The following is a 15,665-nucleotide window of genomic DNA, read 5'->3' as shown; positions in this document are numbered from 1 at the left end:
GGGTACGAGGTCACACCCAGCGGCTTTTCAGCGATACTCCCCGGTGACGGCCGATCCCAGCATGCAGGAGGCAGCGGTGGCGCGAATCGCGTTGTGCCAGGTCAACTCGGGTGACGATCCGGAGGCGAACCTGAAGCTCGTTCGCGAAGGCGTCGAGGCCGCGGTGGCGGACGGCGCGCGGATCGTCGTGTTCCCCGAAGCGACCATGGCGCGCTTCGGACGACCCCTCGAGCCGGTCGCGGAAGCGCTCGACGGCCCGTGGGCGTCGGCCGTGGCCGCGATCGCCGCCGAGTACGACGTGGTCGTCGTCGCCGGCATGTTCACCCCGGCCGACGACGGGCGGGTCCGCAACACGCTCCTGGTCACCGGCGGCGGGCACCACCGCGGCTACGACAAGATCCACCTCTACGACGCCTTCGGGTTCGCCGAGTCCGACACGGTGGCGCCCGGGTCCACCGCGACCACGTTCGAGCTGGACGGCGTCGTCTACGGCGTCGCGACCTGCTACGACGTGCGGTTCCCGGAGCTGTTCCGCGCGCTGGCCGACGACGGCGCCGACGTCGTGCTGCTGCCGGCGTCGTGGGGCGCGGGCGAGGGCAAGCGCGAGCAGTGGGAGGTGCTGGTGCGGGCGCGGGCCCTGGACTCGGGCTGCTGGGTGCTGGCGTGCGGCCAGGCCGACCCCGCGGCGACGGGCGTCACGGTCAACCCGAAGGCGCCGACGGGCATCGGGTACTCGCTGGTCGCGGACGGCTTCGGCCGGGTGGCCGCCCAGGCCGGGGCGGCGCCGGAGACGCTGCTCGTGGACGTCGATCCGGCGGTGTCGGCCAAGGCCCGCGCCGCCACGGGAGCCTTGGCCAACCGGCGCCTCTAGCGCAAGAGGCCTTCGCGGATGGCGACGCGCACGAAGCCCGCGCGCCGCCGTTCGCCGGTCTTGTCGCGGATGCGGTCCAGGTAGGACCGGACCGTGCGGACGCTGATGTTGAGGATCTCCGCCACGTCGACGTCCCGCTCCCCCGCCGCCACCAGGCGGAGGACCTGCTTTTCCCGTTCCGACAGCACGATCTTCGGGCCCGCGTGCCGCTCTTCGCTGTCCTGGATGATCATCCCGGCCAGCGTCGGGGACACGTACGCGTTGTCGTCGGCGATCGTGCGGATCGCCCGCAGGAGCTCGTCGCCGTCGACGTCCTTGGACAGGAAGCCCTTCGCCCCCGCCTGCATCGCGCCGAGCACCTCCGGCTGTTCCGCGTGCGCGGACACCACCAGCACCTTGTGCCCCATCTGCCCCACTTCCAGGACCGCGGCCGCGTCCTGGACGCCCCGGAGCTTGAGGTCGAGGACGACGACGCTGCCCGCCGGCTGGTCCTGGACCGCGAACCGGGCCACCGAGTCGGCGACCGCGCCGAGCTCGATGTCGGGCGCCTCGGTGAGCACGCGGCTCAGCGCGTACCGGTAGAGCGGGTGGTCCTCGATCACCCCGACCGGGATGCGCCCGCTCATTTGCGGCCGCCGCGCCGGGGGCCGGCCTCGCCGATCAGGCCGCGCCGGATGGCCTCCTTGACCAGGCCCGGCCGCCGCCGCTCGCCGGTCTTGTCGCGGATGCGGTCGAGGTAGCCGCGGACCGTCCGGACGCCGATGCCGAGGATCAGCGCGATGTCGACGTCCCGCTCCCCGGCCGCCACCAGGCGCAGCACCTGCTCCTCGCGCGGGGACAGCTCGGCTTCGGCCGACACGGCGGGCCGGTCGGCGTTGTCCTTCATGATCATCCCGGCGACCACCGCCGAGACGTACGCGCCGCCGCCGGCGACCGTCTTGATCGCGATCAGCAGCTCGTCGGCGTCGACGTCCTTCGACAGGAACCCGCGCGCCCCCGCCGCGATCGCACCGAGCACGACCTCCGGTTCCGCCTGCGCGGAGACGACGAGCACGTGGTGCCCGAGCTCGCACACCTCCAGCACGGCCGCCGCCCCCGCGACGCCCGGCAGGCCCAGGTCGAGCAGGACCACGCTGCCCGGCGGCTGCCGGTGCACGTGGAACCGGGCGACCGAATCGACGACCGCGCCGAGCTCGACGAAGTCGGCTTCGGCCAGCACGCGTTCGACGGAGACGCGGTACAACGGGTGGTCTTCGATGACCGCGACCCGGACCCGCCCCTGGTCCAGCTCACCCTCGGTCGGACGCTCTTCTGTCATGTGCACGACTTTCACCCCGTTCCACCCGACGGAGCCGGCCGCCCGGCCGTGGCCGGGTCCAGCGCGGGGCCCGTCGGCACCAATGCCAGCAAACTACCTGTGACCGGCGGTTTGGCGACGCCTCCGTAGCCGAGCGAGGCCAAGGCCTGCGCATTCACCACCGGGTACTTCCGGCCCGTGTCGGTCACCAGGTACGCGGTGGCCGAACCGGCTTCGACGACGACGGCTCCCCCCGAAGGAGGTACGAAAACCTCGTCCGCCACCCTTGCTTCGGTCCGGGTGGCGACCTGGATGGCTTTGGCCCCAACAGGAAGCGGGAATTCGGCCGAAACGAGCAACCGGCTGCCCTGAACGCACAGCGCCACGGAGTTCCCGGTGATCGGCGCCTTGCCGGGGATGCGGTCGGGGTAGGCGGCCGGATCGGCCCCGCCGACCCGCGGCGCGCCGGCCTTCGCGACCGCGGCGACGTCGGCCGCGCGCACGTCGACCGGCTTCGGCGTCCCTTCGTAGGCGGACGCGTTCGCCTCGGTGGTGACCAGCAGGCTCGCCTCGGTCTGCCCGACCGGCTCGAGCCCGTCCCGGCGCACGAGGTAGTACGAAGTGGCGGCGCCGGGCGCGGCCATCGCGTCCACGACGGCGAGGACCTGGCCGACCCGGGTGTCCCGGCCGCCGACCCGCGGCCCCCGGTCGCCGGCGCCGTCGACGGGCAACGCCGTCAGGTCGCGCCCGGCCGGAACGGTGTCGATCCACCGCGACGACACCGCGATCGTCGGGTAGCTGTCGAACTGCAGCGCGGTCGCGGCCTCGTCGCTCAGCTGGTAGCGCCGCCCGCCGGCGAGCAGGAAGCGCTCCCCCTGCGGCAGCCGCACGATCACGCCCTGGTCCCGCGGCAGCTCGACACCGGATGCGGGTGCGGCGAGCAGGACGGCGGTGCGCGGCTCGGCCGACGCGGGCGCGTCCTGGGTGGTCCGGCTGCAGCTCGTCCAGGGGACGGTCACGAGCGCGTTCGACGACGGCAGCGAGTCGGGCGCGCCGGGGATGCCGATCTGGGTGCCGCGGCCGGCCTTGCCGAGGTTCTCCGGCGAGACGGACACGGTGGTGTCGCCGTTGCCGCCGGCCAGCAGCCGCGCGGAGGCGTAGTTGAGCACCGGGTGCAGGACGCCGTCGGCGCCGAGCACGAACCGCGCGCCGGTGCCTTCCTCGACGATCACCTTGCCGCCGGCCAGCCAGTCCTTGCCGCCGGAGGGGTTCAACAGCCCGATGATGCCGAAGACGGCGGTGACGAGGAGGGCGGCCACGACCCCGAGCACGGTGCCCAGCACGAGCCGTCGGCTGGGTGAGACGGGGTGGTTGGCGTCGGCGGCGACGAGCGCGGAAACGAGCCTGCGGCGGAGGAACTGGTACGCCTGGATCTGGTCCCGCTGCGTCCACACGCTGTTGTGCCCCCGGATGTGTGCGTCATCCTCCCGAGCAGCCGATGCTAGGCACCGGACCGGGGTGCGGCGAGGGTAATTTTTACGCCCACGCGCTATCCGGGCAGGCAGTAGCGTCGGGGCCGGGGAAAGGGGAGCCCGTGTCCGTCGATACCGCCGTCCACCTGGCACCGTCCCGGCCCGCGGCGACACCGCTGCCGTGGCTGCTGCCGATCCGCCCGCTCCAGGCGGCGCTGTGGGAGCTCGCGGCGATCGCCGTGCTGCTCGCCTGGCTGGTCGACGGCGTCGCCCAGCCGGTCAAGCTCGGGGTGAGCATCGGCGCGGGATTGCTGGTGCTGCTGACGTCGGTCCGCTTCGCGGGGCGGCACCTGGCGGGCTGGGCGGCAACGTGGACGGCGTTCCGGTTGCGCCGCCACGACACCCGCCGCGAAGGCCCGGACCCGCTGTTGAACGTGGCCGGACCGGTGAAGGTGCGCCAGCACGTGGACCGGGCGGGCAACCGGTTCGGCGTAGCGGAGATCGACGGCGGCTGGAGTGCCCTGGTCCGGTTGACGCCGGGCCCGGGAGCGCCGGGCCCGCTGGTCGAGGCCCTGCGTGCGGCCTACCGGCGAGCGGACATCCCCCTGGCGTCGGCCCAGCTGCTGACGTGGGCGATCCCCCGGGGGGACCAGGTGCTGAGGGTCCGCTGGCTGGCGGTCCGCTACCGCCCGGACCAGGCCCCGATAGCGGCCCTGGCCCGCGGAGGCGGCGAGCTGGGAGCACTGCGAAGCACCGCATCGGCGGCGTTGAGCTTGATGGGAACGCTGGCCGAGGCCGGGTACCAGAGCACAGTGCTCGAGGCAGGAGAGCTGGCGAAGGAGCTCCGGGTGGCCTTGGGCGTCCAGGGAGCGGCGACGGCAGCGCCGGACCGCTGGAAGTCCTGGGTGTGGGGTGATTCCACCCAGGTGTGCTTCACCCAGAGGTCACCGAGGGCACTGGATTTGGCGGTACCGGGGGCGGCCTTCACGGCGACGTCGTACACGCTGACCCGGACGGCGGGAGGCAAGGAAAAGGCGGAGGTGACGATCCGAGTGGGCGCGCGCCCGGGTGCTCCGGTTCCCGTGCCGTCCTCGGTGGTCCCGCTGCACGGGCGGCACGGGGCCGGGGTCCGGAAGACGCTGCCCCTCGCGCTGGACAGCTGACTCAGTTCACCACGAACGTCCTGATGCTCCGATCAGGCAGCTGAGCGGTGAAAGCCCCGTTCGACAGGGTCACGTCGGTGGACCGCGCCAGGGTCGCGCTGCCACTGGTCACCCAGCTCTGCGCGGTCCCGGAACCGATATCCCGCACCGTGAACGCAAGATCCACCGCAGCGGTGTTCTTGTTGATCGCCACGATGACAACCCGAGACCCGCTCTTGAACGCGGAAACATAGACATTCGCCTGCGGATTGGCGGTAGCCGTGACCCGCGAGTACCCGGGCCGGACCCACTTCGAGAAGTGCGCCATGCAGGCACCCCGCTTGCTGATCTGCCCATCCTCCCGCATCGGCCCGTACGACCGCCGGATGTACCACCAAACATAGGTCTGGAACCGCCCATCGACCAGCGCCCGATGCAGGTGCTCACCCACATCGAGAGCCTGCGGCCACAGATCGGCGGAGTCGGTGCTGTTCGGGTAGTAGACCTCCGTCATCCACAGCTCCTTACCGCCGCCCTTCTGCTGAAAAAGCGGATAGGGCAGATCGGCGAACCGGGTCCCGTAGAGGTGCGCACCGATGATGTCCACATTCGCCAGAGCGGAAGCATCATTCAAAACAGGATCGGACATGGCCTTCCGGTACTGGAACGACTCGGGCGCGATGACCCGGGTGCTCAAGGACCCGGCATTCTCCCGCAGGAACCGCACGATCTCCGCGGCGGTCCAAGCCGTCCAGTCGTGCGCATAATCCGGCTCGTTCTGCACCGAAATCCCGTACAGGGGCACCCCGTTGTTCGCCATGAACGCCGTGAAGTCGTTGAGGTGCTGCGCATAAGACCCATAGGCGTTGTACCGCAACCGCTTCCCCCCGGAGAAGCTCTCGGTCATGGAGGCGGGCGGGTTCCACGGCGAGGCGATCACCTTGGCCCCGAGCTGACTGGCCCGCTTGGCCGTGGCGACCTCGCGACTCCAGTTGTTCCGATCCTCGTGCACCGGGATGCGCAGCACGGTGAACCCCAGCTGCCCGGTCCCGTTCCCGAACGCGGTCTCCCGCTGAGCGGCGCTGAGATCACTGATCCAGAGGGTGTGGTTCATCCCGCCGAAGCCCAGGATCGTCTGCTGCACGTTCGCGGGCTCGACGACCACCGCACTGGCCGCCGCGGCCGGTGTCCGGCCCGCCAGCACCGGCAACGCGGCTCCCGCCGCCAGCACCGTCCGCCGCCGCAGCGGCGACCCCTCGATCCCGGCCCGGTCTCGACGTGAAGTCATGAGCATCTCCCTGAGTCGACTGCGTGAACAGTCTGGGAGCGCTCCCACCGATCAGTATTAACAGCGTTCACGCGCCGGCGTCAACCCCGGACGGCTTCGTACACCCCCGCGATCATCGCCACCACCGGCACGAGCGACAGCAGAACCAGGAACTCCGTCACGTCCAGCAGCCGTGACCAGTACGGCGAACGCAGCCCGCGCGCCACCCGGGTGGCGTACACCAGGCAGAGCACGGCGGCCAGGACGACCGCGCAGCCCGCCGCGAAGATCGCCGTGCGGTCGCCCGAAGCCACCAGCCACACCCCGGCGCACACCAGCGTGGGCACGCCGAAGCCGACCAGCACCAGCCGCTGCGCGCGGCCGGCGTACGACCGCGACCGCAGGATCCAGGCCACGCCCAGCAAGGCCGCCAGGCCCGCGTCCCACGGCCCGCCCGAAGAAAGCACCACCGACGCCGCCAGCACCACCAGCCCGAGGGCCACCAGCAACCCGGTCAGCACCGCCTGGGCCCGGGACGTCCGGCCGATCATCTCCGTGCCCAGCGACGGCTGTTCGTCCGCCCGGAACGCCTCCATGTCGTCCGGGACGCGCGGCAGCGGCAGCCGCGCCAAGCGCAGCGCCAGCATCGGGGCCACCGCCGCCAAGGCCGTGCACAGCACCGCGACCACGGCGGCGGCCGAACCCGCGGAGACGCCGGCCAGCAGCACGACCCCGGACGTCACCGCGCCGAAGCCCGCCGCGCCCGTGATCGCCACGAACCACGGCAGGCGGTCCGCCACCGAGACCGCCGCCAGCACGCCGTACACCGTCACGGCCGCGAAACCCGCGGCCAGGGGGCCCGCCGAGAGCGAGAACAACGGATGCGGTGGCAGCACCGACATCCCCGCCAGCAGCGCCACGCCGACGCCGGCCAGCGACCCGGCCGCGCCCGCTTCGGCGTCGCCGTACGCGCGGCTCAACGCGCCGCCGCCGAGCAGCAGCACCAAAGCCAGCAGCCCGGTCCCGATCGGGGCCAGGACGCTGCCGGACGCCGCCGCCTGGACCAGCAGGCCGCCCGCCAGCAACAGGACCACGGCGGCGACCAGCCCGGACCGCCGGGCCACCGACGGCCCCCAGCCCCCGGACGTGTCGGCGACGCTGGCGATCGAGTCGACGACGTCGTCGAACAGCAGCGGACCCCGCGGGCGCTCCCGCGGGGTCAGGTGCAGCACTTCGCCGTCCCGGATCTGGGCCGCGGCGACGCTCAGGCCCAGCGCCAGTGGTGCGCCGCCGAGCCGGGAAAGCACCCAGCCGGGGTGTTCGGCCGACGCCTGCCCGGACGCGCCGGCGAGCCGGACCAGCTGCGGCACCAGCTCGGCGAACGTCGACTGCTGCGGCAGGGCGACGTCGACGCGGGCCCGCGGCGTGACCACCGTGACCCGCCGGGTGGTGCCGGTCAGAGAAGCGGTCATCACACGTCTTTCGCGGCCGCGATGACCGGCGCGAACTTGGCGCTCGACGCCTCGGCCAGTTTCTGCAGCCCGGCGTTCACCGCTTCCAGGACGATCTCCGAGAGGTTGCGGGCGTCGTACTCGCGAATCGCGCGCGGGTCGATGTCGATCGAGGTGAAGCGGCCGTCGCCGCGGAGGGTGACGGTGACCTCGTTCTGCCGCGAGTGCGCCTTGATCTCCATCGCCTCGACCGTGCGCTGGATCCGCTGGACTTCCTCGGTCTGCTTGCGCACCTGGGAGAGGAGCTCGTCCATGTCGGGCACCGCGTACGGATCGGTCACTGTTGCTTCCCTTCGTGCTGGCGGACGTGGACGCTGGCCACGAACCGCTGGAAACCGGGTGAGAGCCGCCGGGCGGTCGCGGGCGCGGCCGTGCAGGCGAGCTCGAGCACGAGCCGCTCCGCCGGCGTGGCGCCGGGGACCGTCAGGTGCACCTGGGTCTGGATCAGCTCGGTGCCTTCGCCGGTGCGCAGCCGCAGCAGCTGCATGACGGCGGGAGCGGCCGGGTCGCCGACGTCGCGGCGGCTCAGCACCTCGAGCCCGGCCAGCGTCCGCGAAAGGCGTTCGACGGCTTCGTCCGCGATCGCGTCGATCGTCGTGTCGTCCGGCCGCTGTTGCACGCTCACCGTGATGTTCGGGACGAACTCGCCCGGTGCGGCGTCGTGCACGGCGACGAACACCGCGCCGGAGTCGCCCGGGTCGACGGCGGTCCAGCCGTCGGGGATGACGAAGTCGAGGGGAAGGGTCATCACAGCCCCACGTACGCGACCGCGTCGTCCCAAGCGGCACCGACGGCGTCGGCCGCGTCCGAAGCCGCGTGGCTGACGGCGTCGACCGCCGCGCCGCCGTATTCGCCGATCGTGTGGCCGAGTTTCGGCAGGTCGATGTCGATCTTCGCGCCGACCCCCAGGCCGAGGCCGAGCGCCGCGCCCGCCTTGAAGTTCACCTTGAGGTGCCCGGCGTCGTAGACGGCCTGGGCGTCGAGCTGCGCGCCGAGGCCGTACTGCAGCGTGCCGTTCGCGCCGACGCCGATGCCCGCGACGTCCGCGGCGACTTCGCCTTCGACCTTCCCGCCCACGAAAGCGTTCGCGTGCGCGCCGACGCCGTGGGCGCCGATCGTGCCGGACGCGCTCGCCTCGCCGCCGGCGAACACCGTGCCCTTGGCGTGGGCTTCGGCGACACCCCACGCCTTCTTGGCCTCGGCTTCCCCGTGCAGCGCCGCGAGTTCCGCGTGCCCGGACGCGGAGGCGTCCCAGCCCTTCGACGTGATCTTCCCGTCGTACTCCGGGGACCAGCCGTCCTGCTCGTGCTGGAACTTGTAGTAGGTGATCTCGGTGTTGCGGCCGATCTTCTCCTTCAGCCCGGAGGCTTCCGGCTGCCCGAACGGCGTGTCCGCCTTCTTCGGCGCCCGGGTGCCTTCGAGGCCGTCCCAGGTGAGCTTCTTCCAGCCGGAATTGCCGAACCACGACGGCACGGTCCGCGGCCGCTTCCGGCCGTCGAGGGGCTCGCCGTTGAGCCAGTGCAGCGGCCCGCGGGCCCACTTGCCGAGCTCGTGCTCCAGCCGGCCGACGCCTTCGGGCGGGAACAGCTCGGCGAGCGCGTCGGAGAATTCCTCGACGACCTCGCGGGCCGCGGCGACGCTCTGTTCCCCCAGCTGCCGCGCGGCCTGGATGAACGCGCCGACCGAGGCGGAGTTCACCGCGCGGGCCTGCGCCGTCAGCTGGGCGGCGTACTGATCGAACTGCGCGAGCACCGAGTCGATGGCGGCTTCCGCGGACTGCACGAGCCGGGCCGCGGTGGCGAGCCGGTTCGCCTGGTCGCCGAGTTTCGCGGCCGTGTCGGCGAGCTCCTTGCCGAGCTCGCCCGCGGCCGTCGCGAAAGCCGTGTAGGCGTCGCCGTCCCAGTCCGCGTGCAGGGCCTTCGCGGACTCGTCGATTTCCTTCGCCTGGCCGGAAACCGCCGACGCGCGGGTCGCGACTCGCTGCGAGGCCGCGCTCAGCGCCCCGGGGTCCCCGGTGACGCGCCGGCGGCATTCGACGAGCACGCGCCGGTAGCCGGACAGCACGGAGCTGACCACCCCGGACGCGTCGACCACCCCCGAGCCCGCCACCGGCTAGTTCCCGGCCGCGTCGTAGCCGACGTGCTGGCTGAAGTGCTTGCCGTTGAAGTCCAGGTCGATGTCGAGGTCGAAGTCCTGGCCGCCCGGAGCCTCCACAGTGGACTCACCGGTGGTCAGGTTGGTGTGGATGACGACCTCGTCGGCGTGCCCGGCCGCCGGGGCGGGGATCGACGGCGCGGGCGCGGGCGCGGGCACCGAAGGCGTCGTCGCCGGGTGGTCGACGGGGATCCAGCTGTTCGCGGGCGTGGCACCGGTGGCACCGGTGGCACCGGCGCCGCTGGAACCGCCGCCGGTGGCGAGCGCGGGCGGGGTGTAGTCGGTGAACGAAGGCTGCTGCGGGATCCCCCCGCCGCTCCCGCCCGCCACCGCCTGCTGCCCCGACGGGCTCGCCACCGGCGGCGGGGTCTGCGGCGCGGTGACCGGGGTGCTCCCGATCGACGGCGCCGTCGCACCCGAGCTGCCGGAGGAGTGGTGGAAGAGCTTCTCGATCTCGCCGATGACCTGCGCGAGCGTGGTGACCTGCTGGGCGAGGTCCACCGCGCCGAGCGCCTTGAGCAGCGCGCCGATCGCGGTGATGAACGCCCGCAGCGACGCACTCGTCGCGGTCGACAAAGCGACCGCCGCCCCGTAGGTCCACCAGTTCGACATCAGCGCGGCGACCGTGGGGTTCACCGCGGAGACGACCGCGCGGTAGGCCTCCTGCGCGGTCTTGATCAGCGTGCCGGAGACGCCGAGCAGCTCGGCGCCCTTCTGGACGACGTTGATGATCTTCGTCAGCTGGTCGAGCGAGTCGCTGATCTTCTTCAGCGCCGACTCGCTCGCCGCCCCCGACCAGATCTTGCCCAGCTGGTCGGCGGCCTTCGTCAGCTCGTTGTACATGCTGATGAACTGCTCGGCCTTGCGGACCAGGTCCACCACGTGCTTCGCGATCTGCTCCGGCTGCCCGGTGACGATCTGCGGCAGGATCGTGATCGGGCCGCCCGAAGACGCGGTCGCGTCCATCGCGCTGGAGTTCGGGAAAGTCAGCATCGGTCCTCACATCAGGTTCGAGGGGCGGACGATCAGACGACGGAGGCGGGCCGGTAGACGCTGACCTTCGCCAGCCCGCCGGTGCGGGCGTCGAGCAGCCCGTGGTTGTAGAGGCGGCCGCCGTCGCCGGCGACGCCGATGACCGGCTGGCGGTCGGAGAACAGCAGCGGCTCCACCACCACGACGTCGCCGCTGTGCACCCCGCCGGGCACGTCGGAGAACGTCCGCGCGGTGCCGGCGTAGACCTCGATCAGCCCGACCCGCGCCTGGTTGTCGGCGTCGCCGGCCAGCCAGTCGTTGAAATCGGCGACACCGTGGAAGCGCGTGTCGGTGATCGGGTGGTCGCCGAGCCGGCCCAGCCGCGCGTCTCCCAGGTAGCGCAGCACGTTCCCGACCGACGACGGCTCGCCGTGGGCGCCCGCGCTGTCGTTGATGGCCAGGGTGGCGAGCTCGGAAGCGTGCGAGCTGCCCCAGATCGACGACGCGGTGCTCGCCGGGGCGTGCCCGCCGCCGTAGCCGGAGGCGACGTCCTGGTCGGCCGCCTGGTAGGCGTCGGCGCTGGCCTTGACCAGCCCGTTGATCTGCTGCAGCAGCTGCAGCAGCGTGCGGACGGCGGTGATCTGGCCGGAGTGCAGGGCCGCGTTCGCGGCGGCGACCGCGCTGCCGAAGGTCGCGAACGACATCGGCTGCACGACGAGCCGTTCGAGGTCGGCCACCGCGTTGATGCCGTGCGCGATGATGCCCCCGACGTTGCCCACGGCGGAGCGCATCGCCTCGGGCTCAGCCCGGTACTCGCCGGCCATGGGTCTCCTTCCGGGGTGTGTGCTCGGCTGAGCGTAAGTTCGGCCCCGGAAGCGGGCGGACGGCAAAAGTACCCACCGCGGTGTGTCGGCAAGTGGCCAAAATACCGGTCAGAGCCGCCCCGATCCGCTGGAGCATTGCCGCATGAGCCTCATCCCCGAGCGCCCGTCCGAGATCGTGCTGCAGTCGCCGCCGATGCTCCCGAAGAGCTCGTCCGGCGGCATGGTCCAGCTGATGATGTTCCTGCCGATGATGCTCGGCATGGGCGCGATGTCGTTCGTCTACATCGGACGCGACGGCGGCGTGATGACGTGGATCTTCGGTGCCCTGTTCCTCTGCGCCATGGGCGGCATGGTGGTGATGTCGCTGGGCCGCGGCGGGATGGCGAAGAAGGCGCAGATCAACGACGAGCGCCGGGACTACCAGCGGTACCTCTCCGGGCTGCGCGCCCAGGTCCGCGAGATCGCCGACGGCCAGCGCGCGGCCATGGTCGCCGTCCAGCCCGACCCGGCCGACCTGTGGGCCTACGTCGAGACCGGGAAGCTGTGGGACCGGCGCCGCACCGAGCCGCAGTTCGCGCAGGTGCGCGCGGGCACCGGGCCGCAGCGGCTCGCGACGCCGCTGAAGGCGCCGCAGACCGTGCCGCTGGAAGACCTGGACCCGGTGTCCTCCACCAGCCTCAAGCACTTCATCCGCACCTACTCGACGGTGGACGGCCTGCCGGTCGCCCTGTCGCTGCGGTCGTTCGCCGCGGTCACCGTGGCCGGGCGGCGGCCGGCCGTGCTCGGCTTGGTGCGGGCGCTGCTGTGCCAGCTCGTCACCTTCCACTCCCCCGCGGACCTGCGGGTCGCGCTCTGCGTGTCGCCGGACCGGCAGCACGACTGGGAATGGGCGAAGTGGCTGCCGCACGCGACGGCGGCCGGGGCGGCCGACGCCGTCGGCTCGCGGCGGCTGGCCGCCGACACCGCGGCCGGGCTGGCCGAGCTGCTGGGCGCCGACCTGGGCGAACGGCCCGCGTTCAGCCGGCGCGCGGCGGCCGAGCTCGACCTGCCCCACCTCATCGTCCTGGTCGACGGCGGCAACGCCCACGGCGAGCCCCGGCTGATCGGCTCGGACGGGCGGCTCGGCGTCACGGTGATCGAGGTCGGGCAGGAGCACCCGCGGACGTCGTCGTCCGAGAAGCTGCTGAGCCTGCACACCGCACCGGAGTCCCTCGGCATGGTCGTCGGCGAAGGCGGCGAGCAGCGGCTCGGCTTCCTCGGCCGCCCGGACGTCCTCGACCGCGGCGCCGCGGAAGCCCTCGCGCGGATGCTGACGCCGTTGCACACGCCCGCCGCGGTCGTCGGCGAGAAACCGATGTCCGCGACGTTCGGGCTGGCCGGGCTGCTCGGCATCGGCGACCCGCGCGACACCGACACGGCCGTGACGTGGGCCCCGCGGGCGGCCCGCGACCGGCTGCGGATCCCGCTGGGCGTGAACCCCGAGGGCCGTCCGGTCGAGCTGGACCTCAAGGAGTCGGCCGAGGGCGGCATGGGCCCGCACGGCCTGGTCATCGGCGCGACCGGGTCGGGCAAGAGCGAGCTGCTGCGGACGCTGGTGACGGCGCTGGCCGTGATGCACTCGTCCGAGACGCTCAACCTGGCGCTCATCGACTTCAAGGGCGGCGCGACCTTCGCCGGGATGACCGGGCTGCCGCACACGTGCGCCGTCATCACCAACCTCTCCGACGACCTCGCGCTGGTCGACCGGATGGCGGACGCGTTGAACGGCGAGCTGCTGCGGCGGCAGGAACTGCTGCACGCGGCCGGGAACTACGCGTCGGTGCGCGACTACGAGAAGGCCCGCGCGGACGGCGCGCCCCTGGACCCGCTGCCGTCGCTGCTGGTGATCATCGACGAGTTCAGCGAGCTGCTGTCCTCCCGGCCGGAGTTCATCGACCTGTTCGTCGCGATCGGCCGGCTCGGGCGGTCGCTCGGGATTCACCTGCTGCTGGCTTCGCAACGGCTGGAGGAGGGCCGGCTGCGCGGGCTCGACTCGCACCTGTCCTACCGGATCGGCCTGCGGACGTTCTCCGCCGCGGAGAGCCGCGCGGTGCTGGGCGTCGCGGATGCCTACCACCTGCCGCCGGTGCCCGGGTCGGCGTACCTGAAGTCCGACACCGAAACGCTGATCCGGCTCAAGGCGGCCTACGTCTCCGGGGAACTGCCGCCGCGCAGCACGGTCGTGCGCGAGGACGGTCAGGAGCTCGGCGTGCTGCCGTTTTCCCTGGCGCCGGTGGAAATCCCGGTGACGACCGAGGTGTCCGCGGCTCCTGCGGAGGGCGGTACCGGCGAAACGATCATCGGCGCGATGCTGTCGCGCCTGGAGGGCCGCGGCCCGGCGGCGCACCAGATCTGGCTGCCGCCGCTGGCCGAACCCCCGACGCTGGACCAGCTGCTGCCACCGCTCGGCGAAGACGCGGCGCGCGGCCTGTGCCCGCTCGGCTGGGGCGGCAACGGCAAGCTGACGATCCCGGTGGCGCTGGTGGACAAGCCGTTCGAGCAGCGCCGCGACCTGCACTGGGCCGACTTCTCTGGCGCGGCCGGGCACGCGCTGATCGTCGGCGCGCCGCAGAGCGGGAAGTCGACGCTGATGAAGGACATCGCGGGCATGCTCGCGCTGACGCACACCCCGGCCGAGGTGCAGCTGTTCGTGCTGGACATGGGCGGTGGCGCGCTGGCGCCGATCGCCGGGCTGCCGCACGTGTCGGGGTACGCGACCCGCCGGGACGCGCAGCGCTGCCGCCGGGTGGTGGCCGAGCTGACGACGTTGCTGGAGCAGCGCGAGGAGTTCTTCGCGGCGCAGGGGATCGAGTCGATGGCGGCGTTCCGCGCCCGCCGGTCCGAGTTCACCGAGAGCACGGACGAGCGCGAGTTCGGCGACGTCTTCCTGTTCGTGGACAACTGGACGACGATCCGCCAGGAGTACGAGCAGCTGGAGGAGCAGATCACCGGCCTGGCCGCGCGCGGGCTCGGCTTCGGCATCCACGTGATCGTCTCGCTCAACCAGTGGATCGGCGTCCGCGCCCAGCTGCGCGACGCCATCGGCACCCGCTTCGAGCTGCGCCTGGGCGACCCGATGGACTCCTCGATCGACCGCAAGGTGGCGGCCAACGTCCCCGCGGACCGCCCGGGCCGCGGCATCACGGCGGAGAAGCTCCACTTCCTGGCGGCGTTGCCCCGCATCGACTCCGACCAGCGCCCGGACACGATCGGCGCCGGCGGCGTCGACCTGGTGCGGCGGATTTCCGAGGCGTGGCAGGGGCCGCGCGCGCCGCAGGTCCGGCTGCTGCCGCCGGAGGTGCCCCTGGACGGGTTGCCCGCGGCTCCGTCGCGCCAGGTCACGCTGGGGATCGCGGAATCGACGTTGCGCCCGGTGTACCTGGACTTCGCGGCGGACCCGCACTTCGTCGCGTTCGGCGATGTGGAGTCGGGCAAGTCGTCACTGCTGCGAGCGATCGCCACCGGAATCACGTCGGCGTACACGCCGGAGGAAGCGGCGATCATCGTGGCGGACTACCGCCGCGGTCTCCTCGGCGCGGTGGCCGAGCCGCACCTGCTCGGGTACGCGGGAGCGGAAGGCAAGCTCACGGACCTGATCGCGGAGTGCGCGCAGGCGATGCGCAACCGCCTGCCGGGGCCGTCCGTGACGCCGGAGCAGCTGCGGAACCGCTCGTGGTGGCGCGGGCCGGAGCTGTTCGTCCTGGTGGACGACTACGAGCTGGTGGCGACGGTGGGCCGCAACCCGTTGCAGCCGTTGCTGGAGTTCCTGCCGCAGGCCCGCGACATCGGCCTGCACCTGGTGATCGTGCGTGGGTCGGGCGGGGCCGGCAGGGCGTTGTTCGAGCCGGTGCTGCAACGGCTGCGCGAGCTGGGTTCGCCGGGGCTGATCATGTCGGGGACGAAGGACGAAGGCGCGTTGCTGGCGGACGTGAAGCCGTCACCCCAGCCGCCGGGCCGGGGAACGCTGGTATCGCGACGGCACGGGACCGGGCTGGTCCAGGTGGCGTGGACGAAACCGGCGGAGTCCTGAGCACCCGGGTGGAGCTCAGCGCGCGGGCCCGGTGGTCTCGGCGGCGAAGTGGTAGTAGCAGATCGCCCGGTGCTCGCCCGCGGCCC

General features: G+C 72.5%; 13 protein-coding genes. 3 read left to right on the top strand and 10 right to left on the bottom strand.

Annotation, left to right across the window (positions count from 1 at the left end; genetic code table 11):
* Positions 1–76 precede the first annotated feature (76 nt).
* Positions 77–871, top strand: coding sequence for a carbon-nitrogen hydrolase family protein (locus tag ACWDN5_RS06000; RefSeq protein ID WP_449674874.1), 795 nt, complete (start codon positions 77–79; stop codon positions 869–871).
* On the opposite strand, the gene ACWDN5_RS05995 is transcribed toward ACWDN5_RS06000, so the two are convergent.
* Genes ACWDN5_RS05995 through eccB form a run of 3 tightly spaced genes read right to left on the bottom strand, consistent with a single transcriptional unit; the run spans position 868 to position 3,622 of the window.
* On the bottom strand, positions 868–1,497 hold the full coding sequence (locus ACWDN5_RS05995; protein WP_310977185.1) for a response regulator transcription factor: 630 nt from the start codon (positions 1,495–1,497) through the stop codon (positions 868–870). The two genes, ACWDN5_RS06000 and ACWDN5_RS05995, sit on opposite strands and share 4 nt — an antisense overlap.
* Complete coding sequence (locus ACWDN5_RS05990; protein ID WP_235190866.1) at positions 1,494–2,189, bottom strand: response regulator transcription factor; 696 nt, start codon at positions 2,187–2,189, stop codon at positions 1,494–1,496. The genes ACWDN5_RS05995 and ACWDN5_RS05990 overlap by 4 nt, the downstream gene beginning before the upstream one ends.
* Positions 2,190–2,200: 11 nt before the next feature.
* Positions 2,201–3,622, bottom strand: a complete 1,422-nt coding sequence (gene eccB, locus ACWDN5_RS05985) for a type VII secretion protein EccB (protein WP_449674872.1) — start codon at positions 3,620–3,622, stop codon at positions 2,201–2,203.
* Between the two features lie 140 nt (positions 3,623–3,762).
* Here eccB and ACWDN5_RS05980 point away from each other — a divergent pair, with 140 nt between their 5' ends.
* A complete protein-coding gene (locus tag ACWDN5_RS05980) occupies positions 3,763–4,803 on the top strand; it encodes a type VII secretion protein EccE (RefSeq protein ID WP_449674871.1) in 1,041 nt (346 codons plus the stop codon).
* A 1-nt stretch (position 4,804) separates the two neighbouring features.
* On the opposite strand, the gene ACWDN5_RS05975 is transcribed toward ACWDN5_RS05980, so the two are convergent.
* The 7 genes from ACWDN5_RS05975 to ACWDN5_RS05945 form a co-directional block, all read right to left on the bottom strand.
* Complete coding sequence (locus ACWDN5_RS05975) at positions 4,805–6,070, bottom strand: glucuronoxylanase (protein WP_449674869.1); 1,266 nt, start codon at positions 6,068–6,070, stop codon at positions 4,805–4,807.
* Positions 6,071–6,150: 80 nt separating this feature from the next.
* Positions 6,151–7,521 carry a type VII secretion integral membrane protein EccD gene (gene eccD / locus ACWDN5_RS05970; protein ID WP_310977181.1) on the bottom strand — a complete coding sequence of 457 codons (1,371 nt, stop codon included), beginning with the start codon at positions 7,519–7,521 and terminating at the stop codon, positions 6,151–6,153.
* Complete coding sequence (locus ACWDN5_RS05965) at positions 7,521–7,841, bottom strand: YbaB/EbfC family nucleoid-associated protein (RefSeq protein ID WP_310977180.1); 321 nt, start codon at positions 7,839–7,841, stop codon at positions 7,521–7,523. Before ACWDN5_RS05965 ends, eccD begins: the two co-directional genes overlap by 1 nt.
* Positions 7,838–8,308 (bottom strand): hypothetical protein, encoded by a 471-nt coding sequence (locus ACWDN5_RS05960; RefSeq protein ID WP_310977179.1) that lies wholly within the window; start codon positions 8,306–8,308, stop codon positions 7,838–7,840. Before ACWDN5_RS05960 ends, ACWDN5_RS05965 begins: the two co-directional genes overlap by 4 nt.
* On the bottom strand, positions 8,308–9,669 hold the full coding sequence (locus tag ACWDN5_RS05955) for a WXG100 family type VII secretion target (RefSeq protein ID WP_310977178.1): 1,362 nt from the start codon (positions 9,667–9,669) through the stop codon (positions 8,308–8,310). The genes ACWDN5_RS05960 and ACWDN5_RS05955 overlap by 1 nt, the downstream gene beginning before the upstream one ends.
* Before the next feature lie 3 nt (positions 9,670–9,672).
* Complete coding sequence (locus ACWDN5_RS05950) at positions 9,673–10,707, bottom strand: WXG100 family type VII secretion target (RefSeq protein ID WP_449674866.1); 1,035 nt, start codon at positions 10,705–10,707, stop codon at positions 9,673–9,675.
* Between the two features lie 32 nt (positions 10,708–10,739).
* The gene (locus ACWDN5_RS05945; protein WP_310977176.1) at positions 10,740–11,510 is read right to left on the bottom strand and encodes a WXG100 family type VII secretion target; all 771 of its coding nucleotides are present in this window, start codon (positions 11,508–11,510) and stop codon (positions 10,740–10,742) included.
* A gap of 142 nt (positions 11,511–11,652) precedes the next feature.
* Between ACWDN5_RS05945 and eccCa the strand changes: the two genes are divergently transcribed.
* Complete coding sequence (gene eccCa / locus ACWDN5_RS05940) at positions 11,653–15,579, top strand: type VII secretion protein EccCa (RefSeq protein WP_449674864.1); 3,927 nt, start codon at positions 11,653–11,655, stop codon at positions 15,577–15,579.
* The last annotated feature ends 86 nt before the right edge of the window (positions 15,580–15,665 follow it).

This window comes from Amycolatopsis sp. NPDC003731, assembly GCF_053586895.1.
Note: the sequence above shows the minus strand (reverse complement) of the source record. Positions and strands in the feature narration are given on the sequence as shown.